The sequence below is a fragment of the Aminobacter sp. BA135 genome, from assembly GCF_050859125.1.
GTDB lineage: Bacteria > Pseudomonadota > Alphaproteobacteria > Rhizobiales > Rhizobiaceae > Aminobacter > Aminobacter ciceronei.
The window spans coordinates 1,522,912-1,541,054 of the sequence record NZ_CP139572.1 but is presented as its reverse complement, the minus strand read 5'-3'; the positions used below and the strand labels follow the sequence as shown (position 1 = coordinate 1,541,054).

At 63.8% G+C, this 18,143-nt stretch carries 20 protein-coding genes; 10 read left to right on the top strand and 10 right to left on the bottom strand.

Annotated elements, in window-relative coordinates:
- Positions 1-16 precede the first annotated feature (16 nt).
- From SLT36_RS07565 to SLT36_RS07555, 3 genes are all read right to left on the bottom strand, one after another.
- Positions 17-844 (bottom strand): carbohydrate ABC transporter permease, encoded by an 828-nt coding sequence (locus tag SLT36_RS07565; RefSeq protein WP_432286610.1) that lies wholly within the window; start codon positions 842-844, stop codon positions 17-19.
- Entirely contained in the window at positions 841-1,710 is an 870-nt protein-coding gene (locus SLT36_RS07560; RefSeq protein WP_432286609.1) for a carbohydrate ABC transporter permease, read from the bottom strand. Before SLT36_RS07560 ends, SLT36_RS07565 begins: the two co-directional genes overlap by 4 nt.
- A 74-nt stretch (positions 1,711-1,784) precedes the next feature.
- The gene (locus tag SLT36_RS07555; protein ID WP_432286608.1) at positions 1,785-3,020 is read right to left on the bottom strand and encodes an ABC transporter substrate-binding protein; all 1,236 of its coding nucleotides are present in this window, start codon (positions 3,018-3,020) and stop codon (positions 1,785-1,787) included.
- Between the two features lie 191 nt (positions 3,021-3,211).
- Between SLT36_RS07555 and SLT36_RS07550 the strand changes: the two genes are divergently transcribed.
- From SLT36_RS07550 to SLT36_RS07510, 9 genes are all read left to right on the top strand, one after another.
- Complete coding sequence (locus SLT36_RS07550; protein ID WP_432286606.1) at positions 3,212-3,982, top strand: SDR family oxidoreductase; 771 nt, start codon at positions 3,212-3,214, stop codon at positions 3,980-3,982.
- 5 nt (positions 3,983-3,987) lie between these two features.
- A complete protein-coding gene (locus tag SLT36_RS07545) occupies positions 3,988-5,052 on the top strand; it encodes an ABC transporter ATP-binding protein (RefSeq protein WP_432286605.1) in 1,065 nt (354 codons plus the stop codon).
- Positions 5,049-5,930: a MurR/RpiR family transcriptional regulator gene (locus SLT36_RS07540; RefSeq protein WP_432286604.1), complete on the top strand. Its 882-nt coding sequence runs from the start codon at positions 5,049-5,051 to the stop codon at positions 5,928-5,930. The genes SLT36_RS07545 and SLT36_RS07540 overlap by 4 nt, the downstream gene beginning before the upstream one ends.
- Positions 5,931-6,404 carry a hypothetical protein gene (locus SLT36_RS07535; protein ID WP_432286603.1) on the top strand — a complete coding sequence of 158 codons (474 nt, stop codon included), beginning with the start codon at positions 5,931-5,933 and terminating at the stop codon, positions 6,402-6,404. It begins immediately after the preceding gene.
- Between the two features lie 155 nt (positions 6,405-6,559).
- Positions 6,560-7,399: a MurR/RpiR family transcriptional regulator gene (locus tag SLT36_RS07530; protein ID WP_432286601.1), complete on the top strand. Its 840-nt coding sequence runs from the start codon at positions 6,560-6,562 to the stop codon at positions 7,397-7,399.
- A 31-nt stretch (positions 7,400-7,430) separates the two neighbouring features.
- Complete coding sequence (locus SLT36_RS07525; protein WP_432288275.1) at positions 7,431-8,540, top strand: ABC transporter substrate-binding protein; 1,110 nt, start codon at positions 7,431-7,433, stop codon at positions 8,538-8,540.
- Positions 8,541-8,647: 107 nt separating this feature from the next.
- Positions 8,648-10,393, top strand: a complete 1,746-nt coding sequence (locus tag SLT36_RS07520; RefSeq protein ID WP_432286599.1) for an ABC transporter permease — start codon at positions 8,648-8,650, stop codon at positions 10,391-10,393.
- A complete protein-coding gene (locus SLT36_RS07515; RefSeq protein ID WP_432286598.1) occupies positions 10,390-11,484 on the top strand; it encodes an ABC transporter ATP-binding protein in 1,095 nt (364 codons plus the stop codon). Before SLT36_RS07520 ends, SLT36_RS07515 begins: the two co-directional genes overlap by 4 nt.
- Positions 11,484-12,089, top strand: coding sequence for a histidine phosphatase family protein (locus SLT36_RS07510; RefSeq protein ID WP_432286596.1), 606 nt, complete (start codon positions 11,484-11,486; stop codon positions 12,087-12,089). Before SLT36_RS07515 ends, SLT36_RS07510 begins: the two co-directional genes overlap by 1 nt.
- Positions 12,090-12,433: 344 nt before the next feature.
- Here SLT36_RS07510 and SLT36_RS07505 read toward each other — a convergent pair whose 3' ends face one another.
- The 7 genes from SLT36_RS07505 to SLT36_RS07475 form a co-directional block, all read right to left on the bottom strand.
- Positions 12,434-12,829 carry a c-type cytochrome gene (locus SLT36_RS07505; protein ID WP_432286595.1) on the bottom strand — a complete coding sequence of 132 codons (396 nt, stop codon included), beginning with the start codon at positions 12,827-12,829 and terminating at the stop codon, positions 12,434-12,436.
- 140 nt (positions 12,830-12,969) lie between these two features.
- A complete protein-coding gene (locus tag SLT36_RS07500; RefSeq protein ID WP_432286593.1) occupies positions 12,970-13,350 on the bottom strand; it encodes a cytochrome C oxidase subunit IV family protein in 381 nt (126 codons plus the stop codon).
- Between the two features lie 9 nt (positions 13,351-13,359).
- Entirely contained in the window at positions 13,360-14,082 is a 723-nt protein-coding gene (locus tag SLT36_RS07495) for a heme-copper oxidase subunit III family protein (protein WP_432286592.1), read from the bottom strand.
- A 12-nt stretch (positions 14,083-14,094) separates the two neighbouring features.
- On the bottom strand, positions 14,095-14,799 hold the full coding sequence (locus SLT36_RS07490) for a cytochrome c oxidase subunit 3 (protein WP_432286591.1): 705 nt from the start codon (positions 14,797-14,799) through the stop codon (positions 14,095-14,097).
- Positions 14,796-16,568 (bottom strand): cytochrome c oxidase subunit I, encoded by a 1,773-nt coding sequence (gene ctaD, locus SLT36_RS07485; RefSeq protein ID WP_154385645.1) that lies wholly within the window; start codon positions 16,566-16,568, stop codon positions 14,796-14,798. Before ctaD ends, SLT36_RS07490 begins: the two co-directional genes overlap by 4 nt.
- Before the next feature lie 70 nt (positions 16,569-16,638).
- Positions 16,639-17,484 (bottom strand): cytochrome c oxidase subunit II, encoded by an 846-nt coding sequence (locus SLT36_RS07480; RefSeq protein WP_432286589.1) that lies wholly within the window; start codon positions 17,482-17,484, stop codon positions 16,639-16,641.
- A gap of 238 nt (positions 17,485-17,722) precedes the next feature.
- Positions 17,723-17,920, bottom strand: a complete 198-nt coding sequence (locus SLT36_RS07475; RefSeq protein ID WP_067957421.1) for a heavy-metal-associated domain-containing protein — start codon at positions 17,918-17,920, stop codon at positions 17,723-17,725.
- Here SLT36_RS07475 and SLT36_RS07470 point away from each other — a divergent pair.
- On the top strand, positions 17,895-18,128 hold the full coding sequence (locus tag SLT36_RS07470) for a hypothetical protein (protein ID WP_432286587.1): 234 nt from the start codon (positions 17,895-17,897) through the stop codon (positions 18,126-18,128). The genes SLT36_RS07475 and SLT36_RS07470 overlap by 26 nt on opposite strands.
- Positions 18,129-18,143: the final 15 nt, after the last annotated feature.

Below are 18,143 nucleotides of genomic sequence, written 5' to 3'. Positions count from 1 at the left end.
GAGGCGGAGTTTGCGGTCACTTGACGGCGCCGAGCGCCAGGCCGCGGACGAGGTAGCGCTGCAGCCAGACGAACAGGATGGCGACCGGCACGGTGGCGACGAGCGTTGCAGCCATGACGTAGTGCCATTCGACGGTATAGCGGCCGGCGACGAGCGAAAACACCTGGATCGGCAGCGTGTAGCTTTCCTGGCTGCGCAGCATGGTCAGCGCGACGACGAACTCGTTCCACGCATTGATGAAGGTGAAGATGGCGGTGACGGCGATTGCCGGCACGCAGAGCGGCAAAAACACCTTGCGCAGGGTCAGCCAGCGGCTGCCGCCTTCCATCCACGAGGCTTCCTCGAGATCGCGCGGGATGGTGTCGAAATAGCTCTGCAGCATCCACACCGTAAAGGCGATGTTGAAGGCCATGTAGACACCGCCAACGGCATTCAGGCTTTCGACCAGGCCGAAGGAGGCAAGCAGCCGGAACAGGCCGAGCACCAGCACGATCGGCGAGATCATCTGCGAGACGAGCAGGAACTGCCGGAAAGCGCCGTGCCCGGCAAAGCGGAAACGCGACATGGCATAGGCGGCGGGGATCGAGACGAGGATCGCGCCGATGGTGGCGATCAGCGAGACGCGCAGCGAGTTGACCAGCGCCTGGCCGAAACCGGCCGCGACCCACATGTCGTAGAAATTGCGCCAGCGGAATTCGCTCGGCCACCAGCTTGGCGTCAGCACTTCCTGGGCCGGCTTGACGGCGGTCAGGAACATCACCGCGAACGGAAACAGCGTGACCACGACCAGCGGCGCGAGCAGCGCCCAGGCGATGAAGGTGCGCTTGAGCTTCGGCGAGATCATGCCCGTTCTCCCCGCATGGCGAGCCTGATGTAGATGACGGTGAAGACGAGCAGGATCGCCAGCATCACCAGCGAGACGGCCGAGGCCTCGCCGAGTTTGCCGACACGGAAAGCCAGCTTGTAGAGATGGGTGACGAGGATGTCGGTCGAATTGGCCGGCCCGCCTTGCGTCATCACCCAGATGATCGGGAACGAATTGAAGACATAGATCGTGTTGAGCACGATGGCGATGTTGACGAAGGGTTTGAGCAGCGGAAAAGTGATCCGCTTGAACTGCTGCACCGGCCCCGCACCTTCGAGGGCGGCGGCTTCGTAGAGGTCGTCGGGGATCGACGACAGCCCACCCAGGAAGATGGTGGTGGTGAACGGCACCGTCACCAGGATGCCGATCATGATTTGCATCGGGAATGCGGTCGCAGCACTAGCCAACCACTGGATGTTCTGGTCGGCGAGGCCGAGCCCGCGCAGGGCAGAGTTCAGCATGCCGCTTTCGCCGTTCAGCGCCCAGCGCCAGACGATGGCCGTCATCGTCAGCGACACCGCCCAGGGCAGCATGACGATGACCCGCGCCACCGAGCGGCCGTAGAAGTCAGTGTTGAGGATGACCGCCACCGGGATCGAGACCAGGAGCGCGCCGCCAACCACGGCGGCCGTCCAGACGCCTGTGCGCAGCAGCGCCTTGATGAAATCGGGATCGGCGATCAGCGCCGAGAAATTGGCAACGCCGTTGAAGTCGCGCAGCTGGCCGAAGCGACTGACGTCATGGGTGGCGATCTGGATCAGGTCGACGACGGGCCAGAAGATCACCACCGCGGCCAGGATCAGGCTCGGCAGCGTCAGCAGATATGGCAGGGCGCGATTGTGCATGAGAGCCTTGGCCGGAGCACGGGAAAGGGAACCGGCGGCGCACCCAGTGCGCCACCGGCGGAAGGGAGAAGAGACTACTTCTTCAGGATGCCGTCGGCCTTGGCCGCTGCTTCCTTGAGAAGGGCTTCCGGATCGCCCTCGCCGAGATAGACCTTCTGCATCGCATCAGAGGTGATCTGGGCGATTTCTTCCCAGCCCGGAATGACCGGCGCGAAGCGGGCGTCGGGCAGGAGTGCCGTGAAGGCGGCGAGGTCGGCGTTGTTGACGTAGTAGTCCATCTTGGCCTCTTCCTTGTTCACCGGCAGGAAGCCCTCGCCCTGTGTGAACTTGGCGCGCCAGTCGGTCTGGAACAGGAAGTCGAGCAGCTTCCAGGCCTCTTCCTTGTTCTTCGAGTTCTTGAACATGACGATGGAATCGGTGACGCCATAGGTGCCGCGTGCACCCGTCGGTCCGGCCGGGATGGCAGCGACGCCATATTTCAGGTTCGGCGCTTCTTCCTTGATCTGGTTGGACAGGAAGGGCGCGGTGATCATCATGCCGACCTTGCCCTGCTTGAACAGGTTCTGCACGTCCTCACGCGCATAGGAGGTGACGCCGGGTTGGGTCAGCCCCTCGTCGATCAGCGACTTGTAGAGCTTGGCCGCCTCGATGGCGCCGGCGCTGTCGAGGCCCGAGCTGCCATCCTTGTCGAGGATCTCCGAGCCTTGCGACCACATCGCGTAATAATAATAGACGTCGGTCTCGATTTCCTTGCCCTGCAGGCCGTAGCCATAGTTCTCGCTGCCCAACGCCTTGATCTTGGCGGCAGCGTCCTTGAGCTCGGCCCAGGTCGCCGGCGGGTTGGCGACGCCGGCCTTTTCGAGCAGTTCCTTGTTGTAATACATGGCGCGCGCCGAAGCGGCGATCGGCAGGCCGTAGGTCTTGCCGTCCATGATTGAGGGCGACAGGAAGGTATCGATGAAACGGCCCTTGAAGTCGGGCGTGATGTAGCTGTCGAGCGGCTCAGCGACGTCCTGCTGGACGAAGTCGATCAGCCAGCGCGTACCGATGATCGACAGGTCCGCATTGGTGCCGGCGGTGATGTCGGTGGTCAGCTTCTGCAGCAGCACATCCCACGGCACGACCTCGAACTTGACGTCGATGCCGGGATTGGCCGCCTCGAACGCCTCTTCCACTTCCTGGAAATAGGGGCCGGTCTTCGAGCTGTATTCGGCGACCGTCACCCGGACCTCGCCGGCATTCGCCTGGGCCGCCAAGGCGAGCACGCTCAACCCGGCCAGCAGGCCGCTCTTCCACTTTGAAATCGCCATGTCGGTGCTCCCTTGCTCCCGCGGGCGCAGGCCCGCTCCTCCAGCGCTTCAACGCGTCTGTTTGATTAAGTGACTTTCTTACATTATCGGCGATTTTCGGCATATCAAGCGATTTTCTTTGTTGCTTAATTACATTTTCAGCCATAGTCCTGAAGGCAGAAAGCGGCCAAGATCGCTGTGGGAGCACAGAATTGAACCTAGACGACGAGTTTCGGGAAAAGTCCGTCCTGATTACCGGAGCCGGCGGCGGCCTCGGCCGGGTGCTGGTAACTATTTTTGCCGCGCGCGGCGCCCGCGTCATCGGCTGCGACCAGTCCATCGAGGCGATGGACGGGCTCGATCTCGCCGGCCGCCACAGCTTCGACCTGACCGATCGCGCCAGACTGGAAGCCGCCTCGCGCAAGCTGGTCGAAGCTGACGGCGTGCCCGACATCGTCATCAACAATGCCGGCTGGACGCGCGCTGAAACCGTGCCGGCGCTGGACCAGGAGCGGGTCGAGACCGAGATCGACCTCAACCTGACCGGCGTCGCCAGCCTGACCAACGCGCTGCTCAAGCCGATGGTGGCGCGCGGCTCGGGCGCCTTCGTTTTCATCTCCTCGGTCAACGCGCTGTCGCACTTCGGCAATCCGGCCTATGCGGCTGCCAAGGCCGGCATCAATGCCCTGTCGCGCGCCATTGCTGTCGAGCACGGCCGCCAGGGCATCCGCGCCAACGTCGTCTGCCCGGGCTCTATCCATACGCCCGCCTGGGATCATCGCCTTGCCAAGGACCCCGCGATCCTCGGCAAGCTGCAGCGGCTCTATCCGCTTGGCCGCATCGTCAATGCGCAGGAGGTGGCCGAAGCGGTCGCTTTCCTCGCCTCGCCGCGCGCCTCAGGCATTACCGGCACGGTGCTGCCTGTCGACGCCGGGCTGACCGCCGGCTGCCTGCCTTTCATCGACGACATATTGGGAGCGTGAAGACCATGACCGGCGTGACCTTCCGCAACCTGTCCAAGTCGTTCGGCCAGCACAGCGTGCTCGACAACATCAATCTCGACATTCCGAGCGGCGAGTTCGTCGTGCTCGTCGGCCCCTCCGGCTGCGGCAAGTCGACCTTGCTGCGTATGCTGGCTGGGCTCGAACCGATCAGCCATGGCGACCTTCTGATCGGCGGCGTGCGCGCCAACGACCTGCCGCCGCAGAAGCGCAACATCGCCATGGTGTTCCAGTCCTATGCGCTGTTTCCCCATCTCACCGCGGCCGAAAACATCGGCTTCGGCCCGAAGATCAGAGGTGAGGCAGCGGCGGCGATCGATGCCAAGGTGAAGAACGCCGCTGCCATCCTCAACTTGCATTCCTATCTCGACCGCTATCCGCGCCAGCTCTCCGGCGGCCAGCGCCAGCGCGTCGCCATGGGCCGCGCCATCGTGCGCGAACCCTCGGTGTTCCTGTTCGACGAACCGCTTTCCAATCTCGACGCCCAGTTGCGCGTCCAGATGCGCACCGAGATCAAAGCGCTGCATCAGCGCTTGAAATCGACGGTGGTTTACGTGACACACGATCAGATCGAGGCCATGACCATGGCCGACCGCATCGTCGTCATGAACCAGGGAAGGATCCAGCAGGTGGGTGCACCGCTCGAACTCTACGACAGACCGGCCAACAAGTTCGTCGCGAGCTTCATCGGCTCGCCGTCGATGAGCTTCGTCTCGGGCAGACTCGGTGCGGCGGGCGCCTATTTCGAGACGGCCGACGGCGAAAGACTGGCGCTGAACGGCGGCCGCGCGTCGGCCTTCGCAGGCGCGGTCGAGGCGGGCATCCGGCCGGAGCACTTCGTCATCAGTGGCACCGGTGCGGCGATGAAGCTCAGGATCGACGTCGTCGAGCCGACCGGTTCCGAGACGCACATCTATGGCGCGGTCGGCGGCGAGCAGGTGCGCGCCGTGTTCCGCGACCGCGTGTCGGTCAAGCCGGGCGAGACGCTGCCGGTGACCGCCGATCCCAGGAACATCCATCTTTTCGACAAGGCAACCGGCCTGCCCGTATGAGCAACATCGCCGACATCATCACCCGGCTTCAGGTCATGGCGCAGGACGGCTCCAAGTCCGACAAGCGCCTGGCCAGCCTTGTGCTGTCGGATCTCGACTTCGCTTCCAAGGCCGCCATTTCGGAGATCGCCGCGCGTGTCGGCGTCAGCGAACCGACGGTTACCCGCTTCTGTCGCAACCTCGGCTGCGACGGCGTGCGCGATTTCAAGTTCTTCCTGGCGCAGGCCATCGCCATCGGCGGCCAGTATCTCAAGCCAGAGCCGCTGAGCCGCGACGCACGCGAGCAGCGCATCGCCTCCGCCGTCACCGAAGCCGCTGTCGTGGCGATCCAGCGCGCCTCGGACAGTCTCGACATGGGCACGCTGATCTCGGTGGCCGAGCGGCTTTCGACCTCTCCGCACATCTTGTGCTTCGGCTCCGGCGGCATCTCATCGATGATGGCGACGGAGCTGCAGAACCGCCTGTTTCGCCTCGGCCTGTCTGCCGTGGCCCAGGTCGACGGCCAGCTGCAGCGCATGTATGCGGCGGTCGCCAGGCCCGAAACGACCGTCGTTGCCTTCTCCGTTTCCGGCCATGCCAAGTCGGTGATCGATGCCGTGCAGGTCGCCCGCCAATATGGCGCGCAGACCGTGGCCATGACCGCGCCCGGATCGGCACTGGCCAAAGTCGCCGACATCGTCATCCCGTTCCAGCCGATCGAGGACGGCAACATCTACAAGCCAACCTCGTCGCGTTTCGCCCTGCTCGCCATCCTCGACATGATCGCGACAGCCACCGCCGAATCCCGCGGCACCAACGTGCTCGAAGGGCTGCGCCGCATCAAGCAGAGCCTCAGCATGCTGAAGGTCGACGACCCCAGACTCCCTCTAGGTGACTGAATGAACTCCAGGCAGAACCCCTTCTCCGACGACACCGACCGCGCCCGGATCTGGGAGATGCTTGTCGAGCGCGACATCGCAGCCTTCGTCGGCCAGGACTGGTCCATGGTCGCAAACGACTTCGACGAACAGCGCTTCCTCGGCATCCATGCCCACAATGCAGCCAATCCCGACGAATGGAACGCTGCCTTCCCGACGCTTTCGGTCTATCGCGACGAGTGGCTGCGCCAGGCGGCCGAGACGGCTGCCACCGCCTATGCCGAGCCGCTTGCCGACGGCATCTTCCGCGCCACGAACCTTACCGAGATCGACATATCAGGCGATGTTGCCCTGGCGCGCAAGAAGTTCGACGGCACCATCCGCCGCGCCGACGGCAGCGACGACGTGCTGAACTGGCAGACGCTCTACTTCTGCCGCAAACAGGAGGGCCGCTGGAGGATCACCGGCTTCGTCGGCTACATGAAATACAAATAGGCTTGCGGCCTGTCCGAACTCTCCAGGCGCCCCGGGGCGCCTTTTTCGTTTTCCGCCATCTGGTCCCTGCAAGGCAGAAAGTCTGATCTTGCAGTCTTTACGCTTGACTGCAAGATATCTTGCATCTTAAAAGTCGAGTGCAATATGGATGCAAGATGATGACGCTGCTGGATCGCATCAAAAGCCATTCGACCCGCCTAACCGGGGCCGACCAGCGGCTCGTATCGGCGCTGCTCGAAAACGCCGCCGAGGCAGCCTTCCTCTCGAGCGCCCGGCTTGCCGAACGCGCCAGCGTGCATGAGGCGGCAACGACCCGCCTCGCCCAGAAGCTCGGCTTCAAGGGCTATCCAGAACTGCGCTCACAGCTGCAGCGCGAGCTGGTCGAGAGCCAGGACGCCGCCGAGCGAATGCGCCGCTCCGTCGCCAAGGTCGAGCATGGCGACTTCCTGCTCGACCTGATCGGCAGCGAGATCGCGGCACTCGAGCACCTCCGCCTTGCCGTTTCGCAAGACAGCATCAACCGCGCCGCCGACATGATCGTCGATGCCAAACGCATCTTCCTGTTCGGCCAGGGCCATGCCCAGTCGATCACCCAGTTCCTGCGCCGCCGGCTCGACCGCTTCGGCATGACCACCATCGTGCTCGAAGGCCGTGGCCGCGACATCGCCGAGCGCGTCGTCGGCATGCAGCAGGGCGACCTCGTGCTGGCGCTCGCCTTCCGCAAGCAACCGGCGAGCTACGCACCACTGGTCGAGCATTGCCACGCGCAGAGCGCCAAGGCGGTGCTCGTCACCGACCTCGCCGGCACCATGATGCAGCCGGCTGCCGACCTCGTGCTGGCGGCACCGCGCGGCCGCTCGGGCAGCGAGTTCCAGACGCCGACGGTGCCGTTCGCCATCGTCAACGCCATTCTTCTGACCATCGCCGGCCGGCACCAGACCCGCGTCATGGGCGCGCTGGAGCGCCTGTCCGGCCTGTTCGACGAATTCGATTGAGAAAACCTGGGAGGGAAAGATGCTCAAGTCGATGAAATGGGCGCTGTTTGCAGCGGCCACCATGCTGCCCCTGACGGCCATCGCCGCCGAGCTCGACGCGATGAGCGTCAAGGAACTGCTGCCGCTGGCACAGAAGGAAGGCAAGGTCACCGTCTTCTCGCTGTCGAGCCGTATCGCCAAGGTGGAGAAGGCGTTCGAGGAAGCCTATCCCGGCATCGACCTGGTCGGCATCGACATGAGCTCGGTCAAGCAGATCGCGCGTGTCGTCGCCGAGCAGACCGCCGGCGTCAACGCCGTCGACGTGCTCTACATCGCCGACACGCCGGTGGTCTATGAGGACCTGGTCAAGACCAACCGTGTCGTGCCCTACATCCCGCCGCGTGTGGCGGCCGAGCTCGCCGATGAGCACAAGGTGCCGCTGCTGACCCAGCGCCTGTCGACCAAGGTTTTGATGTACAACGAAGTTGCCAATCCCAATGGCGCGCCGGTCAAGAACCTGTGGCAGCTGACGACGCCGGAATGGAAGGGCCGCGTGCTGATGGTCGACCCGCTGCAGCGCGGCGAACTGCTCGACCTCTTGGTCGAGTTCTCGCTCCGCCCCGACGAAATGGCCAAGGCCTATGAGGCGCAGTTCGGCAAGCCGATCACTGTCGACAGCGACCTCCAGGGCGCAGGCGAACAGTTCGTCCGCGACCTGTTCGGCAACGACCTCGTCCTGGTGCCCAATTCCGACGTCATCAACAAGGCGATCGGCGACAAGACCGCCAAGAACCCGCCAGTCGGCTTCGCCACCTATTCCGACCGCCGCGACAACGAGAAGGAAGGCTGGGCACTGCAGGTCGCCAACGACGTCGAGCCATCCAACGGCATCCTGTTCCCGGCGGTACTCGCACTGGTCGACAAGGCGCCGAGCCCTGCGGCGGCGCGCCTGCTGATCGACTTCATGATGGGCGACGATTCTGCCACCGGCGGACCGGCCTTCGAGCCCTTCAACGTCGCCGGTGACTATGCCGTGCGGCCGTCGATCAAGGACAACGCCGACTCCGTGCCGCTCAAGGAGCTCAAGGCCTGGCGCATCGATCCGGTGAAGACAGCCGCTGCCCGCAAGCGTATCGCAGACCTGGTGCTGACGCTGCAATGACTGCGGCCGGACCGGCGCCTTGGGGGAGGCGCCGGTCCGTTCTCCGTGCCGAGCTGTCCGCCCCGCGTCGCCGCGGACCGAGCCCCGCAATTCCTGGAAAGAATGTCATGTCCGCCGTAACAACATCCGTGTTGTCCCGGAGAGGCTTTTTGCGCTCCGAAACACTTGTTCCCATCATCCTGATCCTTGTCGTCGGCATCCTGGTCATCGCGCCGCTGGTCAAGATTGTCCTGTCGACACTGACCATCGAAGGCCTTGACGCCTGGCAGGCGGTGCTGGCCTCGAAAATGTCCGAAAACCTGTGGTGGCGTCCGCTCCTGAACACCGTGCTGCTCGGCATCGGCGTTGCCATGGGCTGCCTTTTGATGGGCGGCTTCCTCGCCTGGCTGGTCGTGCTCACCGACGTGCCGGCGCCAAGGACGCTCGGCCTGCTTGCCACTCTGCCCTTCATGATCCCGAGCTTTGCCGCGGCCCTTGCCTGGGGTGCTTTGTTCCGTAACAGCCGCCTCGGCGGCTCGGTCGGCTTCTTCGAGGCGAACGGCTACATCGTGCCCGACTGGCTCGCCTGGGGCCTGTTGCCGACATTGATCGTGCTCATCGCCCACTATTATTCGCTTGCTTTCACCGTCATCTCGGCGGCCTTGAGCTCCATCGGCGCCGATCTCGTCGAGGCAGCGCAGGTCGCCGGCGCCAAACGCTCGCGCATCTTTTTCGGCATCATTCTGCCCGTCGTCACGCCGGCGCTGATCGCCGCGGCGTCGTTGACCTTTGCCGGTGCCGTCTCCAACTTCGCCGCCCCTGCCCTGCTCGGCCTGCCGGTCAGGATGCAGACGCTGTCGACGCGCCTGTTCGGCATGATCGAGACCGGCCAGACCGAACGCGGCTTCGTCATCGCACTGCTTTTGATCGTCGTCTCCGCCTCCTTCCTCTGGCTCGGCGAGCGCCTCGTCGCCGGCCGCAAGAACTTCGTCACCGTCACCGGCAAGGGCGGTCGCACCAAGCGCTTTCCGCTCGGCAGATGGCGCTGGCCGCTGTTTGCAGTCGCCGTCCTGCTCTGCCTGCTCACCACCTTCCTGCCGGCGCTGATCCTCACCGCCTCCAGCTTCGCCTTGCAGAACGGTTCGCTGTTCTCCAACTGGACGACGCATTTCTGGATCGGCGAAGGCGGCACCGACATGGCCCAGGGCCAGGCCGGCATCTTCCGCAATCCGGTGCTGATCGAGGCGCTGTCGATGACGCTGAAGCTGGCTGTCACGGTGGCGATCACCACCATGGCGCTCGGCCTGGCGCTGGCCCACACCATCGCCCGCAACAAGGGCAGCGTGCTCGCAACCGTCCTCGGCCAGGTTTCGTTCACCCCGATCCTGATCCCCTCGATCGCCTTCGCCGCCGCTTACATCGCGCTGTTCGGCGCGCCGATCGGACCGTTGCCGTCGCTCTACGGCACCTTCCTCCTCCTGGTGCTTGCAGCCTCTGCGCATCTCTTGCCTTATGCCGTGCAGTCGGGCCGCTCGGTGCTCGGCCAGATCTCGGCCGACATCGAGGAAAGCGCGCGGCTGACCGGCGCCGGCTTCTTCCGCCGCATGGGCGCTATCATCATGCCGCTTGCCATCCGCGGCCTGCTCGCCGGGGCGCTGCTGGTCTTCGTCAAGATCGTCCGCGACCTGTCGCTGGTGGTGCTTTTGTTCACCTCGACCTCGCCCGTTCTCAGCATGCTCGCCTACCGCTATGCCGCCGAAGGCTTCATGCAATTTGCCAATGCCATCACCATGGTGATCCTCGTCCTCTGCGTCATCGCCACGCTCCTGGCGCACCGTCTGCAGAACCGTGTCCAGAAGTGGAAATCCGCATGAACCCCGCCAACGGCAATCCGGCTGCGATCGCGATCCGCAACGTCAGCAAGCGTTTCGGCAGCTTCACCGCCGTCGACAATGTCGACATCTCGGTGCCGCAGGGCGCGTTCCTGGTGCTTGTAGGCCCGTCCGGCTGCGGCAAGTCCACGCTGCTCAGGATGCTCGCCGGACTGGAAACACCGAGCGAAGGCGAGATGGCCTTCATGGGCCGCACCGTCTCCGACGGCACGCGCGGCCTTGTCGCCGACGCCGGCGGCCGCGACGCCGGCCTCGTCTTCCAGAGTTATGCATTGTGGCCGCATATGACGGTCGCCGGCAACATCGACTGGCCGCTCAAGGTGGCCAAGTGGAGCAAGGCGGATCGTGCCGCGCGCGTCGACGAAGTGCTCGGTCTGCTCGGCATCTCGGCGCTGAAGGAACGCTACCCGGCCGAGATCTCCGGCGGCCAGCAGCAGCGCGTGGCGATTGCCCGCACCATCGGCCCCAAGCCGAGCATCCTGTTGTTCGACGAACCTTTGTCCAACCTCGACGCCAAACTGCGCATCGAGATGCGCAGCGAACTGATGCGCATCCACCGCGCCACAGGTGCCACCTCTGTCTACGTCACCCACGACCAGGTCGAGGCGATGACAATGGCGAGCCATGTCGCTGTGCTCAACAATGGCAAGGTCGACCAGTTCGGCGCGCCGCTCGAGCTTTTGGAGAACCCGCGCACGACCTTCGTCGCCACCTTCCTCGGCACGCCGCCGGCCAATCTCATCTCGGTGACGAAACAGGACGGTGGCCTCGTCTATGATGGCCTGCGGCTGACCGATGCGCAGCGCGCCAAGGCGCATGACGGCGTCCAGCTTCTCTACCGCGCCCATGACATCAAGGTCGGCGACATCGAGGGCCAACCTGCGATCACCGCGCGCTTCGAGGAAGCCGCCCCTATCGCCGGGCGCACGATGGTGACGGCATTTTCCAACGGCCAACGGCTGACCGCCATGGCCGACGGCTATTTCAGCGCGGCGATCGGCGACGAGATCCGCCTCAGTTTCCTGGGCGAGCCGAGCGCGGTTTTTGCAATGACTGGTGAAAGGATCGACTGATGAGATTGATAATGGTGCGCCATGGCGAGACCACCTGGAATGCCGAGCACAGGCTCCAGGGCCACGACAACGCGCCGCTATCGCCGCGGGGCATCAGGCAGGTCGAGAGTTTTGCGTCTTTCGCCAGGGCGATGGCGCCCGACCGCGTCGTGGTCTCCGACCTCGGCCGTACGCGCCAGACGGCAAGCCTGCTCGGCTATGGCGACGCGCCGCTCGACCCGCGCCTGCGCGAGATCGATATGGGCAACTGGACCGGCCGCATCAAGCATGAGCTCGAGGCCGAGCGTCCGCACGAATATCTCGCCTGGCGCGCCGGCACCTTCACACCCGACCGGGGCGAGCCATGGACGGAGTTCTGCGCCCGCATCGTCGAGGGCCTGCGTGATTGCCTGAAGACCTGCAGCGGCGACACGCTGGCCATCGTGCATGGCGGCGTCATCCGCGCCGCCTGCCACGCCTTCCTGGGATTGCCGCCGTCGCGCGTCGTGCCGGTGACGCCGGGAACCGCGACGATCCTTAGTTTTGACGCGGCCGACGCGCCCACGGCCCGGCTCGAGGCCTACAACATCGCCGCCGTCACGCCCGACTTCGACGCACCCGACTAGCCGATGGCATGTGTGATGAAGGAAGTCGCGCCTCAGGAAATGGCGCGGCTTCCGAGGCCCCCCGGAAAGCCGCAGTTTCCCCCTCGAAGAGGCACCAATAGCTAGATGTTTAAAACGCAGATCTAGAATACGGAGCGTAGGCAACATCGCGACGCACCCTTGCAATGCCGCCCGGACAATGCATCTGCATTCGCCGGGCGCTGGGGGACGCCAGCCAAGCCATGAACACTATTTGAGCGGCGGCGGCATCCCCCGTTTGGGGCACACCGCACAATAAATATGCATTTCTTGCGGGAAACTGCCCGCAGGAGAGCTGCCTGCGAGCACCCGGCTGCCGTAGGCGGCTACTTCGACATCTCTTCGATATATGCAATCACATTGGCAATGTCGGTGTCTTCCTTGAGACCCGGGAAAGCCATCTTGTTGCCCGGCACCTTCTCTTTCGGTGCCTTCATGTAGGCGGCGATGTTGGCCTCGTCCCAGACGAGCCCGCCGGCGCCGGCCTGTTTCATCGCATCGGAATACTTGGCTTCAAAGCTGGGCAGCGTGCCCGCGGTGCGGCCGATGACACCGTGCAACGACGGGCCGACCTTGTTCTTGTCGACCGCCAGGTCGTGGCAGGCCATGCATTTGGTGAAGACTTTCTTGCCGGCGGCCGCATCGCCCGCCGCATGAACCGGATTGGTGGCTAGAACCGAAGCTGCAAGAAGGGCTTGAGCGCCCCATGCCGTCAGTTTCATGGCTATCTCCTCACTGTGGCCGGCGCATTGCGCCAACGGGCGCGATACTAATCCGGCGCAAGGCAACGCGCCATGCGCCATTCCGTTGCAGCTTGCCGTTGCAACTGCCGCGGCAAGGAAGGGCGGCTGGCGGACGTGGCTTATCCCGCGCCGAAGGACAGCACGCGGGTGATTTCGGTGTAGCGGGATTCGATCACCATGATTGCGACGAAGACCAGGATCACCAGCGGCGGCACGATGATGGCATAGGCAAGCGCGAGCCGCTCCCACGCCATGTGCATGAACACAGCGACGATCAGCCCCGCCTTCAGCATCATGAAGATCAGGATCAGGCCCCACCGGAGCAGGCCCTGCAGGGCGAAATAGTCGACCGCGTAGGAACAGGCGCTGAGGATGAACAACCAGCCCCAGACGACGAGATAAAGCTTGATCGGGTGCTGCTGCCCCTGTGCATGCGCGCCCGCCTGGATGGGTGCTGCCTGTCCATGCAGGCCGTGATCCTGCGCCTCTGCCTGTGCCATCGCTTCACCTCACCAAAGATAGAAGAACGCAAAGATGAACACCCACACCAGATCGACGAAGTGCCAGTAGAGCCCCATGATCTCGACGCTCTCATACTGGCCCCGCCGGCTGGTGAAGAACCCGCGCGCGCCCGTCTCGTAGTCGCCGCGCCAGACCTTGCGCGCGACGATCAACAGGAAGATCACGCCGATCGTCACATGGGTACCGTGGAAGCCGGTGATCATGAAGAAGGTCGAGCCGAACTGCGCGGCACCCCACGGGTTTTCCCACGGCCGCACGCCCTCGCTGATCAGCTTGGTCCATTCGAAGGCCTGCATGCCGACAAAGGTCGCGCCGAGGGCCGCCGTCAGCAGCATCAGGATCGCCGTTTTCTTGCGGTCGCGGCGATAGCCGAAATTGACCGCCATCGCCATCGTACCCGAGGACGAGATCAAGACGAAGGTCATGATCGCGATCAGGATGAGCGGGATGTCCTGGCCGAACAGATGCAGGGCAAAGACCTCACTCGGGTTCGGCCACGGCACGACCGTCGACATGCGCGCGGTCATGTAGGACAACAGGAAGCAGCCGAAGATGAAGGTGTCGCTGAGCAGGAAGATCCACATCATGGCCTTCCCCCAAGACACGCCCTTGAAGGCGCGCTGGTCCGACGACCAGTCGGCGATGAAGCCGCGCAGGCCCGGCGGGCGAGGCGCGGTGTGGTCGACATGTCCCAGCGAGGTCTCGGCCATCGGCGTGTCCTCCTAGCTCAGCAATCTGCGGCAGATGTCGATGAAGTCGGCGGCCCAGCCCATCAGCACGGCAAACAGCACCAGCCAGACGACGAGCAGCACGTGCCAGTACATCGCGCACAATTCGGTCGTCAGCACGAGCCGCGAAAGCCTGTCACCGCGCCATGCCCTGACATTGGCTCGGCCGAGCACGAACAGCCCGCCGATGATGTGCAGACCATGCATTGCGGTGATCAGGTAGAAGAAGCTGACCGCGGGGTTGTCGGCGGCGTAGTAGCCCCCGGCGGCAAGATCACGCCATGCCAGCAACTGTCCGCCCAGGAACGCCACTGAGGCCAGGGCCCCGGCCAGGAGCGCAAGCCTGAGATTGTCGACCTGGCCCTTGTGCGCGGCAACGACGGCGCATTGCAGCGCAGCGCTCGCCAGCACCAGCATGCCGGTGTTGAGCCACAGTAGCCAGGGCATCGGCGTCGCCTGCCAGTCGGCATAGGCCATGCGCATGAAGTAGGCGCTGATCAGCAGCGCGAAAATCGCGCCCACCACGGCGAGAAAAACGCCGAGTCCGATCTTCGCCGGATGCATCAGCGGCGCTTCCGTCTCGGGGAAGGCGGTGACCGGACCGACCTCAAGCCAAGGCTTCGACATCAGCCGCTGCCGCGCCAGCCACCAGCCGGCAATCGCGGTGACCAGGCCCAGGAAGATCAGGATGGCGCTCATGCGTGCCCGCCTTGCGTCACCGGGCGCGGGTCGTTCTGCGCGATGAAGTCCTCGGGCGCGCCGGGCACGCTGTAGTCATATGCCCAACGATAGACGACCGGCAGCTCCTTGCCGAAATTGCCGTGCGGCGGCGGCGTGCCGGCGGTCTGCCATTCCAGCGTCGTCGCCCGCCATGGATTGTCACCCGCCTCCTTGCCGTGGCGGATGCTCCAGAACAGGTTGAACAGGAACACCAGTTGGGCGAAGCCCACGGTGAGTGCCGCAACCGTGATGAACTCGTTCAGCGTGTGAACCGACGGCGGGATGAAGGCGGTGTCGCCGAGCTCGGGATAACGCCGGGGAACGCCGACCAGCCCGACATAATGCATCGGGAAGAAGATCAGATAGGCGCCGATGAAGGTGACCCAGAAATGGAACCGGCCCATGAACTCGTTGAGCATCCGGCCTGATATCTTGGGATACCAGTGATAGATCGCGCCGAAGACCACGAGGATCGGCGCCACGCCCATCACCATGTGGAAGTGGGCGACGACGAACATCGTGTCCGATAGTGGCACGTCGACGACGACATTGCCGAGGAACAGGCCGGTCAGCCCGCCATTGACGAAGGTGACGATGAAGGCGAGCGCAAACAACATTGGGATGGTCAGGTGGATGTCGCCGCGCCACAAGGTCAGCACCCAATTGTAGACCTTGATCGCCGTCGGCACCGCGATGATCAGGGTCGTGGTGGCGAAGAAGAAGCCGAAATAGGGGTGCATGCCGGAGACATACATATGGTGCGCCCAGACGACGAAGGACAGCGCGCCGATGCCGACGATGGCCCACACCATCATGCGGTAGCCGAAGATGTTCTTGCGGGCATGCGTGCTGATCAGGTCGGAGACGATGCCGAAGGCCGGCAACGCGACGATGTAGACCTCGGGGTGGCCGAAGAACCAGAACAGGTGCTGGAACATGATCGGGCTGCCGCCATTATGCGGCGACTGCTCGCCCATCTCGACGATCGCCGGCATGAAGAAGCTCGAGCCGATGGCGCGGTCGAACAGCATCATCACGCAGGCGACGAACAGCGCAGGAAAAGCCAGCAGCGCCATGACCGTCGCGGTAAAGATGCCCCATACCGTCAGCGGCAGCCGCATCAGTGTCATGCCGCGCGTCCGCGCCTGCAGCACGGTCACGACATAGTTGAGGCCACCCATGGTGAAGCCGATGATGAACAGGATCAAAGACACCAGCATCAGGATGATGCCCGGTCCCGTGCCGCCCGGCGTGCCAGACAAGATCGCCTGCGGCGGATAGAGCGTCCAGCCGGCGCCTGTCGGCCCGCCCGGCGCAAAGAAGCTTGCCACCAGCACCAGCACGGCGAGCAGGTAGATCCAGTAACTCAGCATGTTGACGTAGGGAAACACCATGTCCCTGGCGCCGACCATCAGCGGGATCAGGTAATTGCCGAAGCCGCCCAGGAACAGCGCGGTGAGCAGGTAGATGACCATGATCATGCCGTGCATGGTCATGAACTGATAATAGGCCTCGGGCGTGATGAAATCGAAGGTGCCGGGAAAACCGAGCTGCAGCCGCATCAGCCAGGACAGCACCAGCGCGACGAGCCCGATGGCCAGTGCCGTACCCGAATACTGGATCGCAATGACCTTGGCGTCCTGCGAGAAGACGTACTTCGTCCACCAGCTGTGCGGATGGTAGAGCTCCATCTCGCCCACTTCGGCCGGCGGGATGAGATCTGCTCCATGCGGCGTGACATCGACCATGCGTGCACCCTGTTGCTCTATGCCTCTGCTTTCGCGGTGAGGCCGCCTTCGAGCGGTCGCGCCGTGTCTCCTATTCCATGCTGGCCGTGACTTTGCCCCGGTCGACCAGCACGCCAACCTTGGCGGGGCCGCTCAACTGGGCAAAGGTCGACTGCTGCTGCAGCCATGTCGTGTAGTCCTGCGCGGTGTCGACCATGACTATGCCGCGCATGAAGCCGTGCCCGGTGCCGCAGAGTTCCGCGCATAGCACCTCGAAGGTTCCCGTCCGTGTCGGGGTAAACCAGAAATAGGTGACCATGCCCGGCACCATATCCATCTTGGCGCGGAATTCGGGCACGTAGAAATCATGCAGCACGTCGATAGAGCGCAACAGCATCTTGACTGGCTTGCCGATCGGCAGATGCAGGTCGGCCGCCTCGACCACGACGTCGTCCTGGCCGTTCGGGTCGTCGGGATTGATGCCGAGGGGATTGTCGGAGCTGACAAGGCGGGCATTGGAGGTGCCGAGCTTGCCGTCGGCGCCGGGCAGCCGGAAGCTCCACTGCCATTGCTGGGCAACGACCTCGACCTCGGTCGCATCCTTGGGCACGGTGACGAATTGCTTCCAGACATAGAGGCCAGGCGCCAACATCGCCGCCACGCCAATGGCGGTGATCGCTGTCAGCCAGGATTCGAGCTTCTTGCTTTCAGGCTCGTAGGCGGCCTTCTGCCCTTCCTTGTGGCGGAAGCGATAGACGCAATAGGCCATGAACAGAACGACCGCCGAGAAGACGGCGCCGGTGATCCAGAAGGTCGCAACGAGAGTGCTGTCGATGTAGCCCCAGTTGGAGGCTATCGGCGTCCACCACCAAGGGCTCAGCACGTGGAACAGCACCGAGCCAATGACAACAAGAACGAGTACGAGCGCTATGGCCATCCTCTGTCCTCCCGGCATTCCAGGGGACGCTGTCCCTTGAGGAAGGCCAGCCGCATCATAGCTTGATTTGGCGCGGAAATACTAGGGGACGAGGGCGGTTGCAGGTTGCGTCATGTTCGCGCGGCCACTTGTGGCTGCGGAAACTCTTGCGCGGCAAGGCTTATGCTGTCGAAGGCGAAGTCAAACCAAGCGGGCGGCGCACCGCCCCCGGTCGCGCCGCCCTTCCGGAAGGCAGGCTTCAGACAGCCTGGGCCGGATAGCCAGCGGCGTCGAGCGCCTGGGCAACCTTGGCGGCATCCGCCGCGGTTTCGATCGAGACGGTTTGCGCCTTCAGGTCGATGTCGATGCGGGCGGCAGCGTCGACGCTCTGCACGGCCTTGGTCACCATGCCGGCGCAATGACCGCAGGTCATGTCGGGAACATTCATCTTCAGCATTCAGGAAATCCTTGGTTGGGCCGGCATCGCGCCGTTCCTGCAATTTGGTGTTTCCAGCTACAGGAAGGTCAATCGATTTGTCGATCACGGATATGTTACCGGCTTGGGATTGCGCGAAAACCTGGAAGATCCGGCATCCTCCATCAGGAAAGTTCAGTATTTTCAGCATGTTGACCAAATCGACGATAATCGCAAAAAGTTCTATTGACCTTCCCAACGCTGG